General features: G+C 66.4%; 19 protein-coding genes, 1 tRNA gene and 2 pseudogenes. 7 read left to right on the top strand and 15 right to left on the bottom strand.

What is annotated here, in order from left to right; genetic code table 11:
• Positions 1 to 8: 8 nt before the first annotated feature.
• The 4 genes from P2H44_RS07540 to P2H44_RS07525 all read right to left on the bottom strand — a co-directional run bounded on the left by P2H44_RS07540 (position 9) and on the right by P2H44_RS07525 (position 2857).
• Positions 9 to 332, bottom strand: coding sequence for a hypothetical protein (locus P2H44_RS07540; protein ID WP_275762859.1), 324 nt, complete (start codon positions 330 to 332; stop codon positions 9 to 11).
• Entirely contained in the window at positions 329 to 1993 is a 1665-nt protein-coding gene (locus tag P2H44_RS07535) for a DUF927 domain-containing protein (RefSeq protein WP_275762858.1), read from the bottom strand. The genes P2H44_RS07540 and P2H44_RS07535 overlap by 4 nt, the downstream gene beginning before the upstream one ends.
• 170 nt (positions 1994 to 2163) lie before the next feature.
• Positions 2164 to 2445 (bottom strand): hypothetical protein, encoded by a 282-nt coding sequence (locus P2H44_RS07530; protein ID WP_275762856.1) that lies wholly within the window; start codon positions 2443 to 2445, stop codon positions 2164 to 2166.
• Positions 2438 to 2857 carry a hypothetical protein gene (locus tag P2H44_RS07525; protein ID WP_275762855.1) on the bottom strand — a complete coding sequence of 140 codons (420 nt, stop codon included), beginning with the start codon at positions 2855 to 2857 and terminating at the stop codon, positions 2438 to 2440. The genes P2H44_RS07530 and P2H44_RS07525 overlap by 8 nt, the downstream gene beginning before the upstream one ends.
• Positions 2858 to 3244: 387 nt before the next feature.
• Between P2H44_RS07525 and P2H44_RS07520 the strand changes: the two genes are divergently transcribed.
• Positions 3245 to 4078, top strand: coding sequence for a hypothetical protein (locus P2H44_RS07520; RefSeq protein WP_275762854.1), 834 nt, complete (start codon positions 3245 to 3247; stop codon positions 4076 to 4078).
• A 378-nt stretch (positions 4079 to 4456) separates the two neighbouring features.
• Positions 4457 to 4816, top strand: a complete 360-nt coding sequence (locus P2H44_RS07515; RefSeq protein ID WP_275762853.1) for a hypothetical protein — start codon at positions 4457 to 4459, stop codon at positions 4814 to 4816.
• Between the two features lie 219 nt (positions 4817 to 5035).
• Here the strand turns inward: P2H44_RS07515 and P2H44_RS07510 are convergent.
• Together P2H44_RS07510 and P2H44_RS07505 are read right to left on the bottom strand one after the other, a co-directional pair.
• Positions 5036 to 5323, bottom strand: a pseudogene (locus tag P2H44_RS07510) (transposase); the annotation flags it as partial.
• 186 nt (positions 5324 to 5509) lie between these two features.
• Positions 5510 to 7807 (bottom strand): AAA family ATPase, encoded by a 2298-nt coding sequence (locus tag P2H44_RS07505; protein WP_275762852.1) that lies wholly within the window; start codon positions 7805 to 7807, stop codon positions 5510 to 5512.
• A gap of 494 nt (positions 7808 to 8301) precedes the next feature.
• Between P2H44_RS07505 and P2H44_RS07500 the strand changes: the two genes are divergently transcribed.
• Both P2H44_RS07500 and P2H44_RS07495 read left to right on the top strand, forming a co-directional pair.
• On the top strand, positions 8302 to 9057 hold the full coding sequence (locus P2H44_RS07500; protein ID WP_275762851.1) for an HNH endonuclease: 756 nt from the start codon (positions 8302 to 8304) through the stop codon (positions 9055 to 9057).
• 76 nt (positions 9058 to 9133) lie between these two features.
• Positions 9134 to 9874, top strand: coding sequence for a hypothetical protein (locus P2H44_RS07495; RefSeq protein ID WP_275762850.1), 741 nt, complete (start codon positions 9134 to 9136; stop codon positions 9872 to 9874).
• A 45-nt stretch (positions 9875 to 9919) separates the two neighbouring features.
• Here the strand turns inward: P2H44_RS07495 and P2H44_RS07490 are convergent.
• A pseudogene (locus P2H44_RS07490) lies at positions 9920 to 10756 on the bottom strand (IS5 family transposase).
• A gap of 379 nt (positions 10757 to 11135) precedes the next feature.
• Positions 11136 to 12341 (bottom strand): site-specific integrase, encoded by a 1206-nt coding sequence (locus P2H44_RS07485; RefSeq protein ID WP_275762849.1) that lies wholly within the window; start codon positions 12339 to 12341, stop codon positions 11136 to 11138.
• 188 nt (positions 12342 to 12529) lie between these two features.
• Here P2H44_RS07485 and P2H44_RS07480 point away from each other — a divergent pair.
• A tRNA-Lys gene (locus P2H44_RS07480) sits at positions 12530 to 12596 on the top strand.
• Positions 12597 to 12924: 328 nt separating this feature from the next.
• Here the strand turns inward: P2H44_RS07480 and P2H44_RS07475 are convergent.
• Positions 12925 to 13731, bottom strand: a complete 807-nt coding sequence (locus tag P2H44_RS07475; protein WP_275762848.1) for an isocitrate lyase/PEP mutase family protein — start codon at positions 13729 to 13731, stop codon at positions 12925 to 12927.
• A gap of 298 nt (positions 13732 to 14029) precedes the next feature.
• Between P2H44_RS07475 and P2H44_RS07470 the strand changes: the two genes are divergently transcribed.
• A complete protein-coding gene (locus P2H44_RS07470; protein ID WP_275762847.1) occupies positions 14030 to 15199 on the top strand; it encodes an MFS transporter in 1170 nt (389 codons plus the stop codon).
• A 167-nt stretch (positions 15200 to 15366) separates the two neighbouring features.
• On the opposite strand, the gene P2H44_RS07465 is transcribed toward P2H44_RS07470, so the two are convergent.
• Positions 15367 to 17373: a GAF domain-containing protein gene (locus tag P2H44_RS07465; protein WP_275762846.1), complete on the bottom strand. Its 2007-nt coding sequence runs from the start codon at positions 17371 to 17373 to the stop codon at positions 15367 to 15369.
• Positions 17374 to 17544: 171 nt separating this feature from the next.
• Here P2H44_RS07465 and P2H44_RS07460 point away from each other — a divergent pair, with 171 nt between their 5' ends.
• Positions 17545 to 17970 carry an ester cyclase gene (locus P2H44_RS07460; protein ID WP_275762845.1) on the top strand — a complete coding sequence of 142 codons (426 nt, stop codon included), beginning with the start codon at positions 17545 to 17547 and terminating at the stop codon, positions 17968 to 17970.
• Positions 17971 to 18223: 253 nt separating this feature from the next.
• Here P2H44_RS07460 and P2H44_RS07455 read toward each other — a convergent pair whose 3' ends face one another.
• The 5 genes from P2H44_RS07455 to P2H44_RS07435 form a co-directional block, all read right to left on the bottom strand.
• On the bottom strand, positions 18224 to 19447 hold the full coding sequence (locus P2H44_RS07455) for an MFS transporter (protein WP_275762844.1): 1224 nt from the start codon (positions 19445 to 19447) through the stop codon (positions 18224 to 18226).
• A 139-nt stretch (positions 19448 to 19586) separates the two neighbouring features.
• Positions 19587 to 20600: an AbrB family transcriptional regulator gene (locus P2H44_RS07450; protein WP_275762843.1), complete on the bottom strand. Its 1014-nt coding sequence runs from the start codon at positions 20598 to 20600 to the stop codon at positions 19587 to 19589.
• Between the two features lie 4 nt (positions 20601 to 20604).
• On the bottom strand, positions 20605 to 22125 hold the full coding sequence (locus P2H44_RS07445) for a tripartite tricarboxylate transporter permease (protein ID WP_275762842.1): 1521 nt from the start codon (positions 22123 to 22125) through the stop codon (positions 20605 to 20607).
• Positions 22125 to 22595, bottom strand: a complete 471-nt coding sequence (locus tag P2H44_RS07440) for a tripartite tricarboxylate transporter TctB family protein (RefSeq protein ID WP_275762841.1) — start codon at positions 22593 to 22595, stop codon at positions 22125 to 22127. Before P2H44_RS07440 ends, P2H44_RS07445 begins: the two co-directional genes overlap by 1 nt.
• Before the next feature lie 89 nt (positions 22596 to 22684).
• A complete protein-coding gene (locus P2H44_RS07435; RefSeq protein WP_275762840.1) occupies positions 22685 to 23662 on the bottom strand; it encodes a Bug family tripartite tricarboxylate transporter substrate binding protein in 978 nt (325 codons plus the stop codon).
• Between the last annotated feature and the right edge of the window lie 109 nt (positions 23663 to 23771).

The raw sequence follows: 23771 nt of genomic DNA, 5'->3' as shown, positions 1-23771 counted from the left end.
CGGCGGCGTCACGAAGAGTCAGAGGTGTGCGACCGGGCGCACGACGCCTCGAACTTCACCAAGTCGGCCTCTGAATATCGGACCAGAGTGCCGAACTTGTGGTAGTCGGGCCCGCCGCCGTGTACGCGCCACGCCTGTACCTTCTTGACCGACATGTTCCAGCGCCACGCCACCTCCTTTTCTGTGAAGAACGGCGGTGTCTCGGGGTCGCCTTCATCTGAATTGGGCATGTTCATATCTCGCTGCTTGTTGTTTCGTGCGGCACGTCGGCTCTCACGACGCGCGTGTTGGTCGGGCCGGTGGACCGGCTGCTCCGTCGTGTTGCGCTTCATGAGAGCTCGAACCTGAGGAGGGCGCCCGTGAAGATCACGAAGGATCTGCGCTCTGCGCCCTTGAGCGGCGTCACCTGCTTGGTCCGGAGCCGCTCCGGTCCCGTCGGCTTCTCGTAGATCCCCGCCGCGCAGAGCCGCTGGAGCAGCGCTCGGGTCGTGTGCCGATCGGCCAGTTCACTGAAGGCGGGCGCCGCGATCAGGATCTGGATCTCGCCGTCGACTTTGCGACGGAGAACCAAGGCCGCGTTCACCTCCTCGATACCGGGGCGGCTCTTTCGCTTGCTGAGGTCGATCACCCCTCCGCTTCTGACCAACGCCCGGAGGCCTTCCAGTGCGCGGGCGAGGCGGTCGTCCTCGGTCTCGATCGAGGCTCGGGCGCGGCGATAGCCCTTGCGGACGGCGAACCCAACGTCCTGGTTCGACCAAGGCAAGACGCCGGCTTCGATGGCAATGATGCCTGCTGCATATGCCAGCGCGAACTTCAACCCGATCCGCCGCTCCCAGCCGCTGGCCGGGATGTCCATCTTGGTCATGAATTTTTCGACCAGCCGGCGCGTCTCCGCTTCCGCTTGTTCGATGTCATCGACGATATGCCGGACGAATGCGGGTCCGGCCGTGCCGAAGCGCGTGCAGACCGCTTCGTTGAGCACCGCCGCGACCCTGGCCGCCGCCTCTGGCGTCTGCTCCTGCTCAATGGCTCCGAGGCGGTCGAAGACCCCCATCTCGTCGTCGCCGATCGGCAGATCGATGAAGCGCGCCTCCTCGCCTTGCAACCGCTCTTCGCCGACCGCGGCGGCGATTTCAGCCGCAGACGCCTCCCCTGTGCTCAGGCCGAGAAATCGATACGAGGCCTGGCTCCCGCCGCCGGTGTAGTCACGCGAACGCCTTCGTGTCCTGCCGGCCGTCAGTCTGTAAGAGCTCCCCTGGATCAATTGACGGAGCGCGCGCCGATCCGAGGACCCTAACGTGATCTCGTCCAGGCAGGCGAAGCCGTCGTTGTGCTGGAGCAGGAGCTCCTCGAAGCCGGCCTGAGTGGTGTTCCAGGTGTCCAGCGCATCCCTGCCGCCACGCCACACGCTGGCGGCCACCTTGGCGATCGTGGTCTTGCCCGTGCCAGAGGGTCCGAAGATGTGGAGCATGCCGCTCTCGACCTCGGTGAAGCGCAGGATCGGCGGCGCCAGCGACAGGCTTACCGCGAGGATCGCGAGTGTCGAGGCTGCCGCCAGCTCGGCGACATCGCGCCGCCACTCTTCCCGGGAGCCGAGCTGCGCCGATTCCGCAGCGCGCCCCTGGTCTCGGATCAGGATGATCTGGTCCTCCTCCTCGGGCCCGATGGAGCCGCCGTCAGTGACGTAGGTCGGGCCGTGCCAGCCGGGCTTCTCCGTCAGCCCGATGGTGACGGAGGGGGTGGTGGACTGCACTTCGTCGAGGATCGCGCGCCGCGCCTCCTTGTCGGCAGGAAGGCGCCAGCCATGTTTCGAAAGGAATCCGCCGAGCGCTCGCTGGTCGTGCAGAAGACTAAAGGGGATCATCACCTCGCGCCACTCGTCGTTCGGCTGAGGGATCTTCATTCTGAGGAACCATTCGTCCGTCTCGAGGTGCCGGACGTTGGCCGCTGTTTCCGCGCCGGGCATGGTTGCCCAGCTTGACCGGTCGGTCATGGACCTTCTCCTTGTGGCAGGAATTCAGGCACAGTCAGGCCGTCGCCGCGCCTACATGCTAACGGCCTGACTGCTTTCAGTTTTTTCGATCAGAGGTGGTTGGCGGCCATGTGCAGTTCGGCCATTCATTCAAGCCAAACCGTTGCCACACAGCACTTTTTTCAGCCGAGCTACGACATGAAGCCGTTCAGGTTTCCGATGCTGAACACACGCTGCTCCACCCGATACCGGCATAGCCACCGAGCGAGCTCCAGCTCTTCCAAGATGGATAGGGGCTCGATACGCGTGTTCCGTCGCCCCTTCCCGTCTATGTAGCTGGTGCGCCGGCTGAAGTTGGGTTTGGCCATGTAAGCCAGGTACCCGATGGGCTCGACGAGCGGCTGCACCACCAGAGGTCGTGAACCGCAACGAGGGTGGCGTTTCAGTGTCGCCTTCAGCTTGCGCTCATTCATCGGGTTCCTCCATGAGGATGCCGTGGACATGCAGCTGCCAATGGTCTTCGGCATCCACCTCGGACTGGATGTTCTTGCTGACGTCCACGACGAACAGGCCGACCGCCCCGGGAGAGGCGTGGGTGCGAACCTGTCGCGCGATGCGGTTCCGGAAGTTCACCAGGTCGATGTGCTCCAGGTCGCCGATCGGCACGAGCCCGTATCCCGGCACGACCGTGACCGCGTAGCCCAACGGCGACCCAATCAGATCACCCTTGTCGCATGCGCTGACGAAGCACGGGGCGTAGCGCGCCAACATCTTGAGCTGGTCGCCTTGGCGGCACTTCGGGCAACCTAGGTTGCCGCAAGGGCTGTTATCGCGGCAGGCCGCCACCGAATAGAACTTATCGTGACAGCTACTATCCCGATCCATCGCTCTCGCAATGCTCCTCCACCTCCGCTCGACATTTCGCGCAATATGGGCACCCATATATTCGAGCTCACCGCGACCCTGTGAGCCATTATGGCTCGACCGTCTCTTAATAATCCGAATGCGTCCCGTCATTTCTGCCTCCATGCGTTGGAACATGGGCCATTATTGAAGTTGACTTCTTCGCAGAAAAGCGGGGAAACTTCTCCGGGGGCAGTTCGTCTACGAGGCAGCCGAAAGGGCATTAGGAGGGGTCGTAAGAGCACGTATCCCGGACCCAGTTCCGGGGCTTTTCACTGGCGCAGAGTCGCAACTGAATATCTTCAATGACTTAAGGAGTGATTCGCCGTGGCGAAGAGGTACACGCGCTCACCGGGTCCACACAGTAAGATGACGGTGGACATCCCGCAGTTCTCAGCCGCGCTGAATGCGGAGAGGAGCGACGGCCACCGGTTGCTCGTGGCTTACCTCTTAGTGCCGTACGCCCTGTTCCCCAGCGCTAAAGACGACGAGCAGTTGGAGGCGTGCCGACTGCTGCAGGCTGTTCGTGCGCTCGGCAAGCTGAAACGGATGCGACGGGAGGCCAGAGACGACGGCAAATCGAAAGAGGTGAAGGAGATCAGCACCGCGATTTCAGCGTGCAGCGAATTCATCAAGGATTATAGTGAGCGCGAGATTATTCTATCAGAGATAGATAATATCGAGACGATTATTCGTAGTAAACGAGACGCACTATTTTGCGCCTTCCATCTACAAGGTGCACTTCTTTCACTTTACGAGTATGAGCGAGCAGGAGGAGGCGACGCGCCTGTCAAATGCGGAGCCACTCATGTACAGGCGCTTGCGCGAATTCGACTAGAGAATTTGGGCGGCCTGAAAGATCGGGATTTTGTTTCGACTGTGTGGCGCGACTACATGGAGGGCATGCACATCGTGCGCGCGCTTCTCCAAGAAGACACCGCGAGCTCCGATAAAGTCGTAGAAACGCTGATCGACCCAGATCATCTACTGGAGTCCGAAACTTTCCGGCGCTCTGTCGCGCTGGCCGCTAATGCAAGGGAAGGGCCTTTCAGAACGGTTGGCTGGAAGAAATCAGGTGCCGCCGGAAGAGACGAACTTGAGCAATGGGATTTTCCAGTGAAGCGCTCTTTAGCCGGCACTGTGCCCGTATATCCTCCACTCGAAGGGGTAGAACTTGATCAGCTGCTCTCACGCGAAAAATGATCTCCGGAACGCCCATTTCACAAGCGTTCTCTTCGCCATGCTGCCCTGATGACGCGATGCGGGCCTTCTCCACCTCAGGTACGGAGAAACGAGTGACCTTGGGATGGTTCCCGTATTCGGACCGCTCAGCGTGCTTTGCGACCGGATCCTCGAACTGTGCGCGGTCCCTGAAACAACGGATATTCCCGGGGCCTGACTTGGTCCAGAGAAGGAGCGCGCGCGACGGCCCAAATAGGAGGACGGGGAATGGTGCCAAGCTGGGTGTATGTTCTAAGCCCGATTATCGCCGTATTAGCTTTGATCGTGTCGGCTTGGGCCGCATGGAACGCCTCTCGTGCTCGCAGGCAATCCGCGTTGGCCGTGGGGCGAGAGCTTTCCATGAGCACAAAGCTGGCGCGCGAAGAGCTGAACGTATCCATGCTCGGCGCTCCGGAATTGGTCGATTTGGCTGAGCGGGAAGCCACGTTTGCGTGCGCGGAACGGGGAATGTTGACTAGCAGCATAATGGACGGGGCGAAGAAGGAAGCCGAGGCTGGGCGAGAAGAGTGGATTGAAATCCGAGATCGGGTTGCTCGACTCCCCGAAGACCTCGGCACGCTGGGTGAAGACGCTTTGGCTGACGCCCAGGTGGAGTTCCGGAGCATGAAGCTAGAAGTCGAGAGGTTTCGTGCGCATTGGGACCAGAAGACCGAGTTCTGGAGGGAGAACGCGAAAGAGGCGCGGAGCAGGAAAAGGTAGGAGGGCGGGGAGATGATCGCGGCGAACACCTGCGGACGGTGCAAGTTCCTAGGCATCATTTTTGAAGATGCCGACGGCCTAGATGTTGCCCCGTGCCATCGCTACCCCCCAGCACCCGGTCCGCGCCCGCTCACCGACCGTGACCGCGATCGCTGGCCGCTGGTGCAGGAGCACGAGGCCTGCGGCGAGTTTCAGCCGCGTGATACCAAAGCTCGTTGATCAGAACTCATGGGCCCAGGCTCGGCGTCCCAGGGTCAAGATGCGCCATGGCTGGTCGGCGAGCTTGTTCCACGCTTCGCAGCAGTGATCGAGGATGTCCTCGTAGGAGCAGAAGATCCGGTTCGACAGCCAGTTGTCGCCGATGAACTGCCAGACGTTCTCGACCGGGTTCAGCTCGGGCGAGCGGGGCGGCAGGGGCAGCAAGGTGATGTTGTCCGGCACGACGAGCCGGGCGGACATGTGCCAGCCTGCCTGGTCGAGCATCAGTGGTGCGGTATGCCGCGGTGCAGTGCGGGCGCTCGAGCCTTTCGATCCTTGACAGTTCGGGCCTCCGGGAAAGGCGGGGCGGTTCACGTCACGAGGTCCCCAGCTCGCCGAGCAGCAATGGCGCATCATGACCCTGGGACGCCAAGCCTGGGCCCATGAGTTCTGATCAACGAGCTTTGGTTTGAGTGGCCCTGATCGCATCGGCAGTTAACTGCAAACGCGCGTCAAGTTCTTGAGGTGCTTCGGGTCCACCTGCTCCATCATCGCCAATAAGGCGCGCGCTGCATCGCGCGTCTCTTCGAGGGTCATTGTTGAAAAGGACAAAAGGTCGTCCAAGTTGTCAGAATGGGATTCTGTTTGGGCGAGCCGCTCCAGTGCGGATAGGCGATCCTTGTCTAAATCCGGATGGTCCTTGCAGAGTTTTTCAAGTTGGCTGGTCAAGCCGGACCCTCCCGGGCACCTGAAGGCCAGAAAGACATCCAGCACTCGCCGGAGCACATTTGGCATCATGTAGCCATGATCATCGTAGGCATCTCCTTGGCCGACGAAGCGAATTACATGGCTGAATAGGAAATGGTACTCGGAATCGTACTCCCGAAGCAACTTCGACATCTCTACGATCTGCGAGGATCGTCGCGCTTGCCCCTCTGGGATCGCCACGTCGATGAACAAATATGTCGCTGTCGGATCTTTGCCGTCGCGAGGTCGCGCCCTCGACTTCCAGCCCTTCCGAAACTCATTCATGCACTGTAGGTTGTGGGTCATGACAAAGACTTGCGCGGCCTTGTCTAATCGGCTTCGCACAAGGGAGCAGGCGAAGTTCAGCGCTTTGGAATCGAGACTTGAGACTGGGTCGTCGACGACGACAATGACGTCCTTAAGCTTTCGATTGTCTGCTTCGATCGAGGAGAGGAAGTAGGAGATTGCGATAGCAGTCTTTTCGCCTTCGCTCGGAACCCCCTCGATGGGCGTCCCATGCCTATGAAGCTCATACCCCTCCTCGACGGGATTTATCGCTAGCTCGTTGTGCCCGAGGTACGCAGCAATGAGCTTGTTTATTGCGCTCGCGGCCGGCCCATGAGCCCTTATCTGATGGCGCAGTTCACGAGCGGCTTCCTTCCGATCTGCCAGTGTTTCCGTAGCGGCAACGAGGTTTGCCGCGGCGTCGTTGGCTTCCTTCGCGATCTTGACATAATCGTCACGGCAGTCTGCAACAAAATGACGGCGGATTGAGGTTTCCGCCGCTTTCTTGCGCTCGGCGAACTCCGACGCTGCATCGTTGTGCGCGGCGATGAGGCCGTTGAGTTCCTCAAGCCGTCTATTGAGATCGTTCGCAGCTACAAGTACCGCCTCTCTTGGAACAATTGTGGTCATATCGGCTGGCGCCGCAGGACGTTCACGCTTTGACGAAAGGACTTTCCACAGTGGCTCCAGTTGCTGCACGAGATTGTGCGCATTCTTCGCAACGCTGTCGCGGGCGGCTTTGTAGGCCGCCTGATATTCCGCCGCCAGTTCTCCGGTATCAGGGAGGATTGTTTGCAACCGCACCGCGGTTTCAGTGAGGACTCTCATACGCTCGTCGGCCGCAGCAAGCCGCGCGATGAATCGGTCGACTCGGTCGTCCATCGCGGCGGCGAGTAGTGCCCGCCGGTCAGGGGAAATTTCGTTCCCGCAAAAGAGGCAGTCGGTCAGCCCGTGGGCTTCGTGGAACTCGCGCCCATGCTTCAACCAGAGCAGAATGTCCGGAAAGCGGTTCACCTCGTCGAGCGTAATCGTCGCTAACGACTGGACGCACAACTCGGCAATTTCCTGATAAATGGCCCCGACTGACACGGTGTCGAACTCTATTGGGACAAGGCGTGCCATCGGCTCGTCCAGCCGGCACGTATCTTCTGCCGCCTTTAGCTCGTCGTCGGACAACTTGGGATTGGTGTCATCCTTCCACGTCTCATAGTCGCTAGCGAATGCGGGTGCCTCGTACCTTCGACCACCTAGATGGAGATGTCGTGCGACGTCCTTGGCGCGGTCTCTTTTGAATGTGGCGAAGGCCTTTGCGGAGGCTTTCGCGTAGGCGTCTGCAATTTCTCTGGATGTTTCCGCCTTCGCTATATCGCCCTCTACCTCTGTCAGCTTCCTGGCGGCATCTGCCTGCTCGGCCCCGATGTAGAAGACCGGCTCGGCTCGCCCCGCTGCCCACTGGAGGTTTCTCTCGATGTAGTCGGAGTTGAAGACGAGCACGCGCTGCTCGAGGCCTGTCAGGTTTGACGGCAACCCATAGACCTTGCCATCGCCTAGCGTGACTTCGAACGTCCCGCCTTCTGGCAGCTTCGAGTGCACTTCACCCGCTTGGAGGCTGGAGAACAGACGCGATAGCGTACTTTTGCCTGATCCGTTGAAACCGTAGACGAGGTTGTATCGCCGAAATGCAAGGGGAGGCGATTGCATGCCCCTGTCGGCGAAAATCCCCATCCCTCGCAATGACTTGATATTCGTGAATGTCCCCATGGAGGCAGTTCAGAACTGCGCACGCTCAATGTCAAGGTGTAGATATCGCGATGGGAGCGCGGATGCCGGCAGCTGCGGCAGCGGTCTCGGTCCCTCTCCAACAATACCATCTGCTGATAAGTTCAACCTTATGTTAACCTTTTCCGACTCTGATAGCGGCATGCTTCCTTGTGGCAGACTGGACGCCTCGCCATGCCCGCAGACCTTCGAGCCATCGTCAGCAAGCCTCCTGAGGTGTTCTCTGACGCGCCATCCCATATTCTCGTCTGGGGCGATGACCTCGCCGTTGTGGTCCTTCGCGACGGCTCGCTAGGTCAGTTCGGCCAGAGCGGCGGATGGAGCCGGGCGGAGGTCGAAGCGGCAGTCCAGGAGCACTGCGGGGTGATGATCGCGAGACTTCGCAGCGCGCATCCTAAGCAGAGCGCCTTGCGGCACCGCTCATGTAGCTTAACAAGCGCTTGATCGGAGCGCGCTGACTGCGCCATCTTGGCCCAATGGCTCAGGAAACAAAGCGCAATCCGACCTGGACCCGTGACGAGCTGATCCTCGCGCTGGACCACTACGTCCAACATCCCTCCGTGAGCCATGACCCCGGCAAGCCCGAGATCATGCAGCTGGCGAAGGACATAAGCGCGATTGCAACTGCGCTGGGGCTCGCGGGGTCTGACACGTTCCGGAACGCCAATGGCGTGTCGATGAAGCTGCTCAACTTTCGCGCGCATGACCCGGACTACACGAGCCGCGGGCAAAGCGGCCTCAAGCGGGGCAACAAGTTGGAAGCTGAGCTCTGGGTGGAATTCGCGGGCGACCCGAAACGGCTCGCCGAGACGGCCGCGGCGATCCGCGCCGGCATCGCCGCGAGCGACCCGGAAACCTCGCGAAGCTTAGTCGAGGTCGAGCCCGACATAGCCGAGGCCGAGGAGGGGCGTGTCGTCACGCGGATGCACCGCAGCCGCGAGCGCAATCGCAAGATCGTGGCACGCAAGAAGGCTGACTTTGAGAAGAAGCACGGACGGCTGTTTTGCGAGGCCTGCGGCTTCGATTTTGCCGCGATCTACGGCGAGCGCGGCGAGGGCTTCATCGAGTGCCACCACACGGTTCCCGTCAGCAAGCTACGCCCTGGCGATACGACGAAGCTAAGCGACCTGGTGCTGCTCTGCGCGAACTGTCACCGAATGGTACATGTGCGGCGACCATGGCTCCGCGTTACTGACCTGCGCCAGTTCTTGCGGGCTGCAAGCTCAAACTGAGATCGGCTCGGGTGGCACAAGCAAACCATGGCCTTGGGAGGTGAGCGGAGTCGAATGAGCCATCTTGGAGAAGTGCGTGATTGATCGCGAATCGTCATCAACTAATAGGATCCATGATGCGCTGTCTGATCAGTACATCAAACTGCTTGTTCAGGAAATTGCCGAATTGCGCTTCGCTGCGGCCGCACGGTTTCGGCACGAAGATTCCGTAGAGCCTGAAAATAATACTCCGGAGCGCCAGGAAGCGGAAACGATCCTACTTCGGAGAGCGCTTGACGCAAACATCTCGGCCCTCCTGGGTCAACTTAGAGAGCTCGGCCTACAAGACGAACCAGAGCCTCTGGAAAGCGCTGATCAGAACCTCAGCTATTGCCTTGGTACAGAGCGCATATACTATCGGCCCATACCGGTCCTTCGGGGAAGCCTGCAGCCGGTGAAGGTGTTTGTCCTGGCACCTCGCCTCGGGCGGGTGCTCTATACGCTATTCGTCACCATTCCTGGCCTTAAAGACAAGCTTATGAGAGAGATCCACGGCCATTGGGGGTATCATTATCACTATCTAAATGCGAAGAATAAAAGGTCTGATACGCTCTTAACATTCAAACCAGAGCCTCGGGTCGATACGAGAGGCGCGCGCGTTCGTGTCCTTACCTGGGAGTATCATTCTGAAGGAAAGCACTTCAATGCGCGACCGTATCGCTGGGGCGACGCCAAACGCCGTAGCGTCTACGATGCATGTATAAACGACAGCAGTAACCGCGAACTTAGCACCTTCAAAAGGCCGAGCGGCAAAGCAGAGAATGTCTGGCCGACGTAGTCGGCATTAATAGATTGGCGCTTGCTAAGTGCCGGACTCAGAAGTCTACGAGGCAAGGCAGTATCTTGCGAGGCGTCGGGTGAGCAGGCGGATGTTGGCGACGAAGACCCAAGCCTCGGCGGATGCGGTGTCGCGCTCCCAGTCCTTGGCCAATCGGCGGCATCGTCCAAGCCAGGCGAAGGTGCGCTCGATCACCCAGCGACGCGGGAAGGCCTCGAAGCCCTTGGCAGCATCGGACCGCTTGACGACCTTGATCGTCCACTCGCCGGCTCCGCGCAGGGCGGCGCGGAGCTTCGGGCCGGCGTAGCCGCCATCGGCGTAGACATGGCGCGGGCAGGGGCAGCGGGTACGGATGGACCTTAGCACTTCGGGCGCGCCGTCGCGGCCCTGCACCCCGGCGTGATGGACGACCAGCCCGACCAGCGGGCCCAGCGTGTCGGTCATCGCATGGCGCTTGCGGCCCTTGATCCGCTTGCCGGCGTCGAAGCCGCAAGCTCCTCCGCTCTCTGTGGTTTTCACAGACTGGCTGTCGATCACCGCGGTGGTGGGACTGGCCTCGCGGCCCCCCAACTCGCGCGCGGCCATGACCGGGGTGTTGCTGATCCCCCGCCACAGGCCGCGGTCCCGCCAGTCATAGAAGTATCGCTGCACCGTCGAGGGCGGCGGCAGGTCGCTGGGCAGCATGCGCCACTGGCAGCCCGTCGAGGCCATGTAGGGGGTCGCGTTCACCACCTCGCGCAGGTCCGTCTTGCGGGGGCGACCCTGCGGTCGGTCCGGAGGCAGGAGCGGCGCGATCAGCGCTCATTCCCTGTCGCTCTCATCGCTTGCGTAGCGCGGACGTCGCCGGTCATGCCCCCGGCGAGCAGCTTCGGTCCAAGGCATTCGGGCTCCCGTCTCGTCTGGCAACCAGGCGGAATCACAAACTACTGAAGCCGTTCAACTCTTTCGGGGTCACGCTCTAAGGCCATGATGCTCCAGAGCCCGAATGATCGCATGGCGCACGCCTCAATGTGAAGTCTGCGAAATCATTGCTGACTCGACGATCTCTATTGGAATGCAACTCGCGCAGTTAATCCAGCTCTGATCATGGGCGGCTCGAAACCCTAGGCGGCTCGGGATGTGCGACTGTCAAACGGCGTGGTGCCAGGACCCCCTATCGGCGCGCAACAGGGGTCTCGCGCGTTCTCGGGTTTGCTTATCACGCTGCGTGCATCATTCTGGCATTCAAGTGGTAGATGTTGGCGCGGCCGCTAAACAGTCCTCACGGCCGCCAGCCAGCATCTTGCCTGGTCCGCAAGGCAGACGTCAGGACTTCGCCAAGCTGGTCTGCCACTGCAAGGGTCGGATCTGCATCGACATGCGCGTAGCGCTGCGTCGTCTGGGCTTGCCGGTGCCCAAGCAGTCTCCCGATGACGGGCAGCGTGGCGCCGCTCCCAACCGCGATGCTGGCGGCGGTGTGTCGGAGGTCGTGCAACCTGACCCCCGATATTGCGGCGCGTTCGCAAATGCGCTTCCAAGGTTTCGACAGGTTGTTGAGCGGCTTGCCCTTGGTTCGCCCCGGAAGAAGGAACGGGCTGTCCGTGTCGCGGGTCGCGGCCTTCAGCGCTTCGAGCTCGGCCAACGCCGCTGCGCTGAGGTAAAGCGGCTTTCGACCGGTCTTGCTGTCCGGCAACTCGATCACCCGCCGTTCGATGTTCACCCATTCCCACCGCGCAGTCAGGATCTCGTTAAGCCTGGCTCCGGTCAGCAGCAGAAGCCGCACGGCGGCCGCGACTTCCGGCCAGATATCCCCTTCCGCGACCATGCTGCTCAGCGCCGAGCCAAGCCGCGACAGCTCCTCGGCGGTCAGGTAGCGCTCGCGCGCCTCTTCCTTGAACTTTTCGACGTGCCGGCATGGGTTGTCGCCGGCAGGGCGCCATTCCCAGGCTTCCGCTAGGTTCATCAGCCGGGACATGAGGGCCAGGGTGCGGTTGGCGCGGTAGGGCGTGTCGCTCATGCGCTTGTGCAGCCGGTCGACTTCGCTGCGGGTCAGGGCGTCGACGCGGTGCGAGCCGAAGGCAGGCTCGATGATGTCCCGCCACTGGCTTTCGTACTCGAGCGCCGTGGACGGTTTCTTGCGCGGCAGCTGCTCGGCCGCGAAGCGCGCCCACAGATCGCGCATCGTCGGCGTCGCTCGCCGCTTCGCCTTTTCAGCCTGGGGGTCTTCGCCTCGCGAGACCGCGGCCAGTGCCTGCTGCGCCATCGCGCGAGCCTGCTCGCACGTGATGACGCCGTGCGTCCCGAGCGTAAGCCAGCGCTGCTGCGCACCGCGCCCACCGCCTCCCGCACGGTATTTGACGACGTACTTTCGGCCGCCGCTCGGCAGCGCTTTCACGCCGAAGCCGCTCAGCTGGCTGTCCCAAGCGAACGTCGGACGCCCCTCGATCGGCTCCAGGGTTTCCACTACTTTTTTGGTCAGTTTCGGCATCTGGCTTTCCCGGCAATGCGTAGAAGCATATTGCGGCCTGGCTCAAACAGCAACCACGCAGCAACCACACTGCAGAGAAGGAGAGGGGAGCCGATGGGAGGGCAGGGTGGCGATGAACCTGGAAGAAATGACGCGATATCAGACATATATGGGGTACCCTGGTAGCGTGTAGGAATCTGGAGGATATGGGGTGATGCTAGGTATGTCTGACTTTTAATCAGCGGGTCGCAGGTTCGAATCCTGCACGGCTCACCAAAAATCCCAAGGGGTTACGAAGAGCGCGCCGTCGGCGCGCTTTTTTCGTTCGGCGCCGGTCCAGCGCGCGCCTGGCATTCGACCGCAACCGGAATCGAGCCGGATTCATACGATGCTCGGCGAATGGTGCCGACGGCCGCGTGAAACGACCGAGGCCCATAGGCGAGCGAAGGTCGGAGGCGCGTCCCCCACGCTTCACCGGCCGCAGGCGTTCCGAGGCCGTCGAACGGCCATCCCGGGGCGAGTGTCTGCTTCGCGCCTCACGCCCCCGCCGTAGCCCAACAGCCGGCCGATCGCGTCGCCCAAAGCCGCGGCGTCCGCGCCTCCGTCAAGTCTTCAGCAGGGCCTCGACCTCCGTCGCCTTCGCCCCGCCTTTCAGGAGCGTGAAGTCGCCTCGCTCGAGCATGGCTCGGGTTCCATCGAGGATCGCCTGCTGAGCGACCCGCGCGAGCCCGCCGCCGATGGAGATGCGCGCGACGCCGAGCGCGGCCATCTGCGCGGCGGTCAGGTCGCGCATGGCGCCGGCGGCCAGCAGGTTGACCGGGACGCCGGTCGCGACCAGCGCGCGGGTCGCCTCGGCGTCGAGCAGCGGCGCGTAGAGCACGTCGGCGCCGGCGCGGGCGAAGGCCTCGCAGCGGCGCAGGGCCTCGGCGGGATCGTAGCTGCCGAAGATGCAGCCGTCGGCGCGGGCGGTCAGCACGATCCCGACCTCGCGGGCCGCGGCGACCGCGGCCTCGATCCGCGCGAGGGCCAGGTCGAACGGGTAGGCGGTCGTCGCGGGGACGGCGGTGTCCTCGATCGAGACGCCGGCGAGCCCGGCCTCGGCCGCCAGCCGCACCGTCTCGGCGACGGTGTCGGGATCGTCGCCGTAGCCGTTCTCGAAGTCGCCGTTCACGGGCAGGTCGACGGCGGCGCACAGCGCCGCGGCGTGCTGGAGGGCCATGTCGCGCGTGACCTGCCCGCCGTCGCCGAGCCCCAGCGTGAACCCGTGCCCGGCCGAGGTGGTCGCCAGCGCCTGCGCGCCGAGCCCGGCCATCAGCTTCGCCGAGCCCAGGTCCCAGGGGTTGGGCATCACCAGCGGGCGCCCCGGGACGTGCAGGGCGCGGAAACGGTCCGTCAGGGTCTTGCGGCGCATGGAGGTCCTTCCACGATGTGGAAACAGTTTCGTCAGCCGAGGCTCTGCCGCAAGGGAAATCCCTCGCGCGCCCGCGAGGCGTCGAGGGCGCCGCGAAGGCGGCGGGCGGCCTTGTCCGGCGCCGCGGCAAGCGATGGAGGCGCTTCGGCGGCGCGGCCCGTGCCCGGCGCAGCCCGGCGGGCGCGCCCGCCGGTTTCCGTTTGCGCTTACGTTAAGGAAGTGTTCAAGCTTGCGCATGCGACGTCGTCGGCGCGCGATGAAGCGGATGGCCGGCGCACGCAGGCCGGGGGGCCCTGACATGCAGATCCGCTGGATCATCCTGTTCGTGCTGTTCTTCGCGCGGACCGTCATGGCCTTCCAGTTCCAGTCGGTCGCGGCGCTCTCGCCCCTGATCATCGAGAGCCTCGCCGTCACGCTGGCGGACGTGGGCCTGCTGATCGGCCTCTACCTCGGGCCGGGGATCGTGGTCGCCGTGGGCGGCGGCGCGGTGGCGACGCGCTTCGGGGACAAGCGCACGGTGATCGCGAGCCTCGCGCTGATGATCGCGGGCGGCGTGATGGTCGCGCAGGCCACGACGCTCGAGGCGGCGATCGCCGGGCGCGTCGTCTCCGGCGTCGGGGGCGTGGTGATCAACGTCGTGATGACCAAGCTGGTGGTCGACTGGTTCGCCAAGAGCGGCCTTTCGACGGCGCTGGCGATCTTCATCAGCTCCTGGCCGCTGGGGATCGCGCTGAGCCTGCTGATCCTGCCCGCGCTGGCGACGGTCGGCGGGCTGAGCCTCGCGTGGAATGCGCTGACGGCGCTGACGGTCGCGGCGCTGGCGCTGTTCGCGGCGGTCTATCGCCGGTCGCCGGATGCGGCGCCGGGCGGGGCGAAGATCGTCGTGGCGGCGCTGCCCTGGGGGCCGCTGGTCTGCGCGGCGCTGGTCTGGGGGCTCTACAACGCCGCCTTCGCGATGCTGTTCGGCTTCGGCACGCTGGTGCTCGTCGAGCGGGGCTTTGCCCTGCCGGCGGCCGGATCGGCCACCAGCCTCTACATCCTGGCCGCGACGGTGGGGGTTCCGCTGGGCGGTTGGCTCGCGGACCGGACGGGGCGGCCCGGCACGATCATCCTCGTCAGTCTCGGGGTCGGGACCGTGCTGTACCCCGCGCTTCTGGTGCTGCCGATCCCGCTGATGCTCGGCGCGCTCCTGGTCGGGGGCGTGATCGTGGGGCTGGCGCCTGGGCCGGTCGTGGCGATGCCCGGCCGGATCCTGCCGCCCGAGTCGCGGGCGTTCGGCACGGGCGTGTTCTATTCCATCTACTACGTGCAGATGATGCTGGCGCCCCCGCTGGCCGGGACGATCGCGGATCGCGTCGACGGCGTCGGCGTGTCCTTCATCCTCGGCGGCGGCATGATGGCGCTGGCGATCGCGGCGCTGGCGGTCTTCGTCCGGACCGCGACGCCTCCGCGAGCCGCAGACGTCTAGACCCGGCCTCCCTCTCCGTCCCATGCGCGACCCCCGCCAGGAGCGGCCCTCGGCGCGGTCGCCCGACCGCCTCGGTCGATCGACCGGAGCGGAGCCCCTGGACCGGGCCGTCGCCGGTGCGCTTGGCGGACGGCGGGATGCGGGAGGGGGCGTCCGGCGCGCGGCCGTCAGGCGCCGACCAGTCGGAAGACCTCGACAGGTTCGCGGATGCCCTTGAGGGTCAGCTCGCCGCTCGACTCGACGGCGAAGGCGTCCTCGACGGCGGTGGCGGCGCGGGGGCTGAGCAGGATCTCGCCGTCCTCGGCGCGGTCGCACAGGCGCGCGGCGAGGTTCACCGCCGTGCCCGAGGCCGTGTAGTCATAGCGGCCCTCGGAGCCGACGACCCCGATCGTGGCGTAGCCCAGCGAGACGCCCACCCCGAAGCCCAGCCGGTGGCCCAGGCGCTTCCAGCCGCCGCACAGCTCCGTCATCCGTTCGCGCATCGCCAGCGCCAGCCGCACCGCGGCGCCGGCGGGATCCTCGGTCGGGAAGGGGTCGTTGAACACCACCATGATGCCGTCGCCCATCCGCTTGTCGACGCCCGCGCGATGGGCCGAGATCAGGCGGCCCATCTCCCGGTGGTAGGTCTGCAGGACCTCGATCGTCTCCTCGGGCTCGGCCCGCTCGCAGAAGGCGGTGAAGCCGCGGATGTCGCAGAACAGCGTCGCGATCAGCGAGCGGTGGCTGGCCGGCAGGTCCTCGCCGCCCGAGCGGGCCAGCGCCTCGGCCACCGCCGGGGACAGGAAGCGCTTCAGGCGCGCCATCCGCGCGATCTCGCCGCCCTGCGCCTCGACGCGGTCGCCCAGCTCGGCGTTCAGGCGCGCCAGCTCGCGCGCGCGGGCCGCGTTCTCGATGGCGATGACCGCCTGGGTGGCGAAGGTCTCGAGCTGCTCGACCTGGCCGTCCTGGGGCACGGCGCCGGTCGGCCAGGCCAGCACGAGGACGCCCCACAGGCCGTCCTCGGTCTCGACCGGCACGCCGATCATGTGGTCGTAGTCGTGCTGCGCGGCGACCTCGGCGTCGTAATAGACCGCGGCGTCCTGCGCATGCGGCAGGCGCACGGTGCGCCCGGTGCGGATCGTCTCGGCGACCAGGCCGCCGGGGCGCGGGGGCATCGGATAGTCGGCCGTGTAGTCGGCCATGAACTCGGCCGAGAAGCCGGCGCTGGCGCAGTAGTGGACCTGCGCGCCGTCGTAGCGCCAGAACATGCAGAAGCGCACCCCGCACAGCGCCACGGCGCTGCGCACGATCGCCTCGAACACCGGCCGCTCGTCGTCGCGGGTGCGGCGGATGATCTCCAGGATCTCGCGGTTGGTCCGCTCGCGCGCGAGGCGGATCTCCAGCTCGCGGAAGCGGTTCGCGGTCTCGATGGCGATGGCGGCCTGGTCGGCGAAGACCTGGGCCAGCTCCAGCGTGCGGTCGCCGAAGGGGTGGATCCGGGTGCGGTAGACCGAGAACACCCCGATCAGCCGCCCGCGCGAGAGCATCGGGATCGCCGCGAAGGAGCGGGCGCGGCCCAGCTCGGCGGTCGCGATCCGCAGCGGGGCGCCCTCGCGATAGGCGTCGTCGGCGCGCACGTCGGGCAGGTTGATCGCCTGCAGGCCCGTGGCGACGCGGCCGATCCCGGTCTCGGGCCCGACCTCGAAGACGCCCTGCTCGGCCAGCCAGTCGGCGAAGGGCCGGGGGATGTTGCGCGAGCGCAGCTCCCGGAAGCGGGTCCCGCCCAAGTGTTCGAACAGGATCCCGAACTCCGCCTCGCAGATCTCCAGCGCGTGGTCGAGCACGGCGTCGATGACGTGGTCGGGGGAGTCGTCCTGTTCGCTGATGATGCGCAGGACCCGCGCCAGGCTGCGCTCGCGCCGGGCGGCCTCGTCGAGCTCCAGCGCCAGTTCGGCGGCCATGTCGCTGGCGTCCCGGGGTCCCCGCGCGGCGTCGTCGTCCAGCGAGCGGGCCAGCTCGATCTTCGAGGTGACGCCGAGCTTTCCATAGACCGTGCGCAGGTGGGAGCGCACCGTGGTGGGCGAGACGCCGAGATCGCGGGCGATCTCCTTGTAGCTGGCGCCCAGGGCATAGGCGCGCGCGACCTCCTCCTCGCGCCGCGTCAGCGCGACGTCCCTCGCCTCGTCGTCCGCCATGACTCCCCCTCCTGCAGATGCAGGAGGCCGCGCCCCTGCATCTCGTGCTGCATCTGGAGGATACGTTGGGGAAAGCGGGGAGCCTACCTTGTTTCTGCGGCCCGGGGATCGGGCGGCGCCGGACCCGGGCCCACGACCCGGAGGCCGGCCTCACACAGGAGGCTTTTTCCGATGACCCTGCAGATGACCATGACCGAGACCGCCCGCGCCTTTTTCGAAGCCTGCGAGACCGGCGGAGGCTGGGCGGCCTGCGCGCCGTTCTGCAGCCCGGAGGCGAGCTTCTCCTGCCAGTCTCGGGCGCTGGCCGACACCCATACGCTCGAGGCCTATGCGGAGTGGATGAAGGGCCTCCTGGTCCCGCTGCCGGACGGCCGCTACGAGCTGAAGGGCTTTGCGGCGGACGCGGACCGGGACGTGGTCCTGGCCTTCGCGGTGTTCCACGGGACCCACACCGGCGAGGGCGGCCCGGTTCCCCCGACGGGCCGCGCGGCGGCGGCCGACTACGTCTACGCGATGGAATTCGCGGGCGGGAAGATCACCCACATGACCAAGATCTGGAACGACGCCGAGTCCCTCGCGGCCCTCGGCTGGGCCTGATCCGCCCGCTCGCCCTCTCCATTCCGGCCGCCGCTCGTCGGCGGCCGGGCTGGGCGAGCCTCCGCAGGGCGCGCGGCCCTGATGTCCGCAAGGCGGATCGCGCCTCCTCCGACCGGTTGCATTCCGCGCGGATCGAAAGGCGCGAATGAGCCAGAGTTCGGCTCTGGCGCCCTGGGCCTGTCCCCGGGACCGGGGTTCCCTTGGCGGCGTGCGTTCGACGGGCTCGCCGAGTGAGGGAGGGTTCGATGTCCCGTCACGCCTCCGACGCCATCTCCGCCCGCGCCAGCGGGCCGGGCTCCTCGCGGATCGGCAGGTGGATCAGCGCGGCGAGCAGGCCGAGGGCCACGGCGGTCCACCACATCGGGGTGTAGTCCTGGGCGGCGTCGTAGATGCGGCCGCCCAGCCAGGCGCCGAGGAAGCTGCCGGTCTGGTGGCTCAGGAACACCAGGCCCGCGAGCGTCGAGAGGAACTTCAGACCCTGCGTCTGCGCCACCAGGCCCATGGTCAGGGGCACGGTCGACAGCCACAGCAGGCCCATCACCGCCGAGAAGACCAGCACGCTCGTCTCCGAGATCGGGACGAGGATGAAGATCGTGATCACGATGGCCCGCGCGACGTAGATGCCGCTCAGCACCGCGCGCTTGGAATAGGCCTGCCCGGACCAGCCCGACAGGAACGACCCGGCGATGTTGAACAGGCCGATCAGCGACAGCGACCAGGCGCCGATCGAGGCGGCCAGCCCCAGGTCGACCACGTAGGCGGGCAGGTGGGTCTGGATGAAGGCCACGTGGAAGCCGCAGACGAAGAAGCCGAAGAACAGGCACAGGTAGCTGCGGTCGGTGAACGCGGCCGAAAGCGCCTGGCCGAAGTCGCCGGCGCTCGACCCCGAGGCGGTGGGGCGGGAGACGCGGGCGATCAGGAACAGGAAGGGCAGGATCAGCGCGAAGCTCGCGCCGATGGCGATCAGCGCGGTCTGCCATCCGGCCGAGGCGATCATCGCCGTGGCCGAGGGCGCCGCCACGAACATCCCCAGCGAGGCCGCCGCGGTGCCCAGGCCCAGGATGAAGCTGCGGCGCTCGGCCCGCACGATCTTGCCCAGCGCGCCGATCACGATGGGGAAGGAGGCCGCGCCGGTGCCCGCGCCGACGAGAACGCCGGTCAGGATGAAGGCCGTGGGATCGGTCGTCAGCCCGCGCAGCGCGAAGCCGACGCCGGCGCAGACCGCGCCGAAGGCGAGCACCCGGGCGGTGCCGTAGCGGTCGGCGACCGCCCCCGCCACGGGCTGCGAGAAGCCCCAGACCAGGGCCTGCACCGCCACCGAGAGCGAGAAGGTCTCGCGCCCCCAGCCGAGGTCGGCGGACATCGGGCCGAGGAACACGCCGAAGGTGGCGGCGAAGCCGAACCCCAGGAACGCGATCATGCAGCCGCCGAAGATCGCCGCGTTCAGGCCGGCGATCGGCTTGGTCTCGGCGGTCATGCGCATCTCCCTCGGCGGCTGAACGGTGGAGGAGACGCTGACGCTTGCGGGGCGGCAAAGCAATGGAACATTCGCGGGGGCGCATTCGCGGGGACCGGCGCCGCGCGCTCGGGCGCGGCGCCGGCAGGGCAGGGGGGCGTCAGAGGCGCAGCGCGACCGGGACGATCAGGACCAGCACGAAGATCCGCACGAAATGGTGCACGGCGACGTAGGCGGGGTCGTAGCCCAGCGACAGGCCGATGGCGGCCATCGCCTCGACCCCGCCGGGAGCGTAGGCGATCCAGACCTGCGCGAAGGCGAGGCCGGTCGCCGCCTGCGCGAGCAGAGCGAAGCCCAGCGACAGGACCAGCGTCGCCGTCACGATCGCCAGGCCCGCCAGCGCATGGCGCCGGGCCTGGGCGGCGGTCACCTTGCTCATCCTCGCGCTCAGCGCCGCGCCCGTCGTCGCGAAGGCCGCGAAGATCGCCCAGGCCGGCGCCGCCCCGTGGACCAGCCCGGTGGCGTGGCCGGCGGCGCTGACGACCATGCCGGCGAGGAGGCACGCCGCCGGCAGGCCCGCGCGCGCGCCCACGAAGCCGAGCGCCAGCGCCGCGGCCAGCAGCAGCGCGAAGGCCGCGGGCGGCATCGTCGCGCCGGCCAGGTCCGCGCCCTGCGCCGATCCGCCCAGCGCCACCGCCAGCGGCGGCACCGCCAGCACCAGGACCAGCAGGCGCATCACCTGCAGGAACATCACCGCCGTCGCGTCGCCATGCCCCTCGGCCGCCATGGCGATGGCGTTCGACATCGTGCCGGGGGAGCTCGCGAGCGTCGCGGTGCGCGCATCCAGCCCGAAGCCGCGGGTCAGGATCAGCCGGCCCGCGGCCAGCGTCGCGACCAGCGAGATCGTCAGGATCGAGAGGCTGACGGCCCAGGCGCCGAACTGGTCGACCAGCCGCTCGTCCACGCCCGAGCCGAGCGAGACGCCGATGGTCGCGAAGGCCACGTCGCGCAGGCGGTTCGGCAGGCCGACGGAGCGCCCGCTCGCCGCCAGCGCGACGACGGCGAGCGTGCTTCCGATCAGCGCGCCGGCCGGAACGCCGGCGAGGGCGGCCAGAGCCGCCCCCGCCAGTCCGGCCGCCAGCGTCGACGCCGGCGTCCGAAGGTCGCTCGCCATCGCCTCAGCCCCGGCCGTCGGCGGCGTCGCCTTCCATCCGGCGCGCCCGGCGGGCCAGCCAGATCGGGGCGGCCACCACCGCCACGGCCAGCGCGTAGAGGATCAGGCTCTTCCAGTCGGCGACCAGGATCCCCCAGTCGCCGCCGGAGATCGACAGCGCCCGGCGCAGGTTGTTCTCGAACAGGCTGCCCAGCACGAAGCCCAGGATCACGGGCGCGAGCGAGAAGTCGAGCTTGCGCAGGAACCACCCGAAGACGCCGAGGCCGGTGATCAGCAGCAGGTCGAACGGGTTGCCCACGATCGTGTAGATGCCGATGAAGGCCAGGATCGCGATCAGCGGCGTCAGGTAGTGCTGCGGGATCGTCAGCATCCGGGCGAACAGGCCCACCAGCGGCAGGTTGATGACCAGCAGCGCGACGTTGCCGATGTACATCGACGCGATCAGGCCCCAGGCCACCTCGGGCCGCTGGGTGAACATCATCGGGCCGGGCTGGATGTTGAACATCAGCAGCGCGCCCAGCAGGATCGCGGTGGTCCCCGACCCCGGGATGCCCAGCGTCAGCATCGGCACCATCGCCCCGCCCGCGGCGGCGTTGTTGGCGGCCTCGGGCGCGGCCAGCCCGCGCACGTCGCCGGTCCCGAAAGTCTTCTCCGTGTCCGAGATCCGCTTCTCGGTCCCGTAGGCCACGGCCGAGGCGACCGAGGCGCCGGTGCCCGGCAGGATGCCGATGAAGAAGCCGATCACCGAGGCCCGCGCGATGGTCCACTTGCACTTCGCGAGGTCGGCCATGCGCACGAAGCTCTTGTCCACGGGCAGGGACTTGAGCTTGCCCGAGACCTGGTGCTCGACCAGCGTCAGCAGCTCGGCCATGCCGAACAGGCCCACCACGACGATCAGGAAGTCGATCCCCGCCAGCAGGTCGGGCACGCCGAAGGTGTAGCGCGCGACGCCGGTGTTGGCGTCGATGCCGATGGTGGCCAGCATCAGGCCGATGGCGGCGCCCAGCAGCGTCTTCACCGTGCTCTTGCCCACAAGCGAGGCGAGGGAGGCGAAGGCGAAGACCATCAGCGCCACGTAGTCGGCGGGCGAGAAGGTGACCGCGAAGCTCGCCAGCATCGGCGCGAACAGCGACATCAGCACCACCGCGAAGGTGCCGCCCACGAAGGAGGCGACGGCCGAGAGCGACAGCGCCCGTCCCGCCAGCCCCGCGCGCGCCATCGGGTTGCCGTCGAGCGTGGTCATCACCGCGCCCGCGTCGCCCGGCACGTTGAGCAGGATCGAGGAGATGCGCCCGCCGTACTCGGCGCCGTAGTAGATGCCGGCCAGCAGGATCAGCGCGGACTCGGGCCCGAAGCCCAGGCCGTAGGCGATGGGCAGCAGGATCGCGACGCCGTTGATCGGGCCCAGGCCCGGCAGGGCGCCGATCAGCGTGCCCGCGAAGCAGCCCGCGAGGACCAGGAACAGGTTGAACGGATCGAGCGCGACGCCGAAGCCCGTCGCGAGGCCGGAAAGCACGGCGTCCATCACGACGCTCCTTTTTCGACGGAGGGCTCGGTCAGCATCTCGATCAGCTCGCCCTCGGGCAGGTTGAGATCGAGCACGACCGCGCACAGCAGGTAGCCCGCGACCCCCGCGGCCGCGCCGAAGGCGAGCGAGCGCACGACGCCGCCGCCCAGCATCGCGCACAGCGCCGCGCCGAACAGGAAGGTGGAGAGCACGAAGCCCAGCGGCTCGTAGAGCTCGGAGTAGGCGGTCAGCAGGATCACCGTGGCGGCGAGACGGAACCAGGTCCGCTTCGCGACGCCCATCTCGGTGGCGTCGGGCTTCCACAGGATCACCAGCAGGCAGGCGATCGCGACCAGCGACAGGATCCGCGGCCAGCTTTCGGGGCCGAGCGGATCGTATTGGAAGGGGGCTTTGATGGCGGTGAAGGCGATGACCGCATAGGCCAGCGTCGCGATCAGCAGCACCCCCGCGAACAGGCGGTCGACCATGACGGTCTCCTCGTTACATGGGGCGGCGTCGAGAGGGAACCGGCCCGTCTCCCTGGGGCGGAGACGGGCCGGGAGGCGGGCGGCCGGGATCAGTTGCTGATCAGGCCCGCCTCGGCCGCGATCTCGCGCAGGGTCTGGACCCGCTCTTCGATCGAGGCCTGGAGCTCGGCGCCCGCGAGGTTGAGCGGCAGCAGGCCCCGCTCCTTCTGGACGGCGGCGAACTCGGGGGTCGCGTAGGCGGCCTGGAAGGCGTCGACCCAGGTCTGGTACTCGGCGTCCGAGACCCCGCCGCCCATGTAGAAGCCGCGCAGGATCGTCCACTCGACGTCGTAGCCCAGCTCGATCGCGGTGGGGATCTCGGCGAAGGGGGGCTCCAGGCGCTCGGGCGACATCACCGCGAGGATGCGCATCTGGCCGGACTCGAGATGCGAGACCATCTCGCCCACGTCGCCCATGTAGACCTCGATCGAGCCGCCCAGCAGGGCCGCGATGGCGTCGCCGCCGCCGTCGAAGGCCACGTAGCGCATGGCCATCGGCGAGGCGCCGGCCTCGCGCAGCAGCAGCGCGCCCTTCATCCAGTCCTGCGAGCCGACCGAGCCGCCCGCGCCGACGACGACCGAGGCCGGGTCGGCCGAGAAGTCGTCCATCAGCTGCTTGAGGTCCTGGTACTCGCTGTCCGCGCGCACCACCACCGCGCCGAAGTCGGCGCCCGCGGTGCCCACCCAGCGCACGTCCTTCTCGGTGAAGGAGCCGTACTTGCCGGTGATGATGTTGAGCAGCGACCCGGTCGAGAAGGCCACGATGGCCGAGCCGTCGTCGGTGCGGGTGGTGTTGAACATGTTGTAGGCCACGGCCCCGATGCCGCCGGGCATGAAGGTCACCTGGATCGGCTCGGACACGTGGGGCGCGAGGCCGGTCTGCGCGACGCGGCAGGTCAGGTCGAAGCCGCCGCCGGGGTTGGCGGGCGCGACGCATTCGGGATCGTCGATCTGGCTCTGGGCGACGGCGGGCGCGGCGAAGACGGCGGCGGCGGCGAAAGCGGCCGCGCCGAGGCGTGCGAACGACATGGATATCCTCCCAAGCGGATTTTCTCCGGGTCCTCCCCCGGCGTTCCCGTGTATCGCCGCGCAGGCTGATCGTTCCCTGACGTGAAGCTGACCGGACGCTGACTCGGGG

The sequence above is a fragment of the Albimonas marina genome (assembly GCF_029223255.1).
Lineage (GTDB): Bacteria > Pseudomonadota > Alphaproteobacteria > Rhodobacterales > Rhodobacteraceae > Albimonas.
Note: the sequence above shows the minus strand (reverse complement) of the source record. Positions and strands in the feature narration are given on the sequence as shown.

Bases quoted from the DNA above. Each gene is read 5' to 3' on its own strand.
- P2H44_RS07460 (WP_275762845.1), top strand. From the start codon at position 17,545: ATGACCCTGCAGATGACCATGACCGAGACCGCCCGCGCCTTTTTCGAA.
- P2H44_RS07435 (WP_275762840.1), bottom strand. From the start codon at position 23,662: ATGTCGTTCGCACGCCTCGGCGCGGCCGCTTTCGCCGCCGCCGCCGTC.
- P2H44_RS07525 (WP_275762855.1), bottom strand. From the start codon at position 2,857: ATGGATCGGGATAGTAGCTGTCACGATAAGTTCTATTCGGTGGCGGCC.
- P2H44_RS07500 (WP_275762851.1), top strand. From the start codon at position 8,302: ATGGCTCAGGAAACAAAGCGCAATCCGACCTGGACCCGTGACGAGCTG.
- P2H44_RS07515 (WP_275762853.1), top strand. From the start codon at position 4,457: ATGAGCACAAAGCTGGCGCGCGAAGAGCTGAACGTATCCATGCTCGGC.
- P2H44_RS07520 (WP_275762854.1), top strand. From the start codon at position 3,245: ATGACGGTGGACATCCCGCAGTTCTCAGCCGCGCTGAATGCGGAGAGG.
- P2H44_RS07535 (WP_275762858.1), bottom strand. From the start codon at position 1,993: ATGACCGACCGGTCAAGCTGGGCAACCATGCCCGGCGCGGAAACAGCG.
- P2H44_RS07440 (WP_275762841.1), bottom strand. From the start codon at position 22,595: ATGGTCGACCGCCTGTTCGCGGGGGTGCTGCTGATCGCGACGCTGGCC.
- P2H44_RS07455 (WP_275762844.1), bottom strand. From the start codon at position 19,447: ATGACCGCCGAGACCAAGCCGATCGCCGGCCTGAACGCGGCGATCTTC.
- P2H44_RS07450 (WP_275762843.1), bottom strand. From the start codon at position 20,600: ATGGCGAGCGACCTTCGGACGCCGGCGTCGACGCTGGCGGCCGGACTG.
- P2H44_RS07540 (WP_275762859.1), bottom strand. From the start codon at position 332: ATGAAGCGCAACACGACGGAGCAGCCGGTCCACCGGCCCGACCAACAC.
- P2H44_RS07485 (WP_275762849.1), bottom strand. From the start codon at position 12,341: ATGCCGAAACTGACCAAAAAAGTAGTGGAAACCCTGGAGCCGATCGAG.
- P2H44_RS07505 (WP_275762852.1), bottom strand. From the start codon at position 7,807: ATGGGGACATTCACGAATATCAAGTCATTGCGAGGGATGGGGATTTTC.
- P2H44_RS07445 (WP_275762842.1), bottom strand. From the start codon at position 22,125: ATGGACGCCGTGCTTTCCGGCCTCGCGACGGGCTTCGGCGTCGCGCTC.
- P2H44_RS07465 (WP_275762846.1), bottom strand. From the start codon at position 17,373: ATGGCGGACGACGAGGCGAGGGACGTCGCGCTGACGCGGCGCGAGGAG.
- P2H44_RS07530 (WP_275762856.1), bottom strand. From the start codon at position 2,445: ATGAATGAGCGCAAGCTGAAGGCGACACTGAAACGCCACCCTCGTTGC.
- P2H44_RS07475 (WP_275762848.1), bottom strand. From the start codon at position 13,731: ATGCGCCGCAAGACCCTGACGGACCGTTTCCGCGCCCTGCACGTCCCG.
- P2H44_RS07470 (WP_275762847.1), top strand. From the start codon at position 14,030: ATGCAGATCCGCTGGATCATCCTGTTCGTGCTGTTCTTCGCGCGGACC.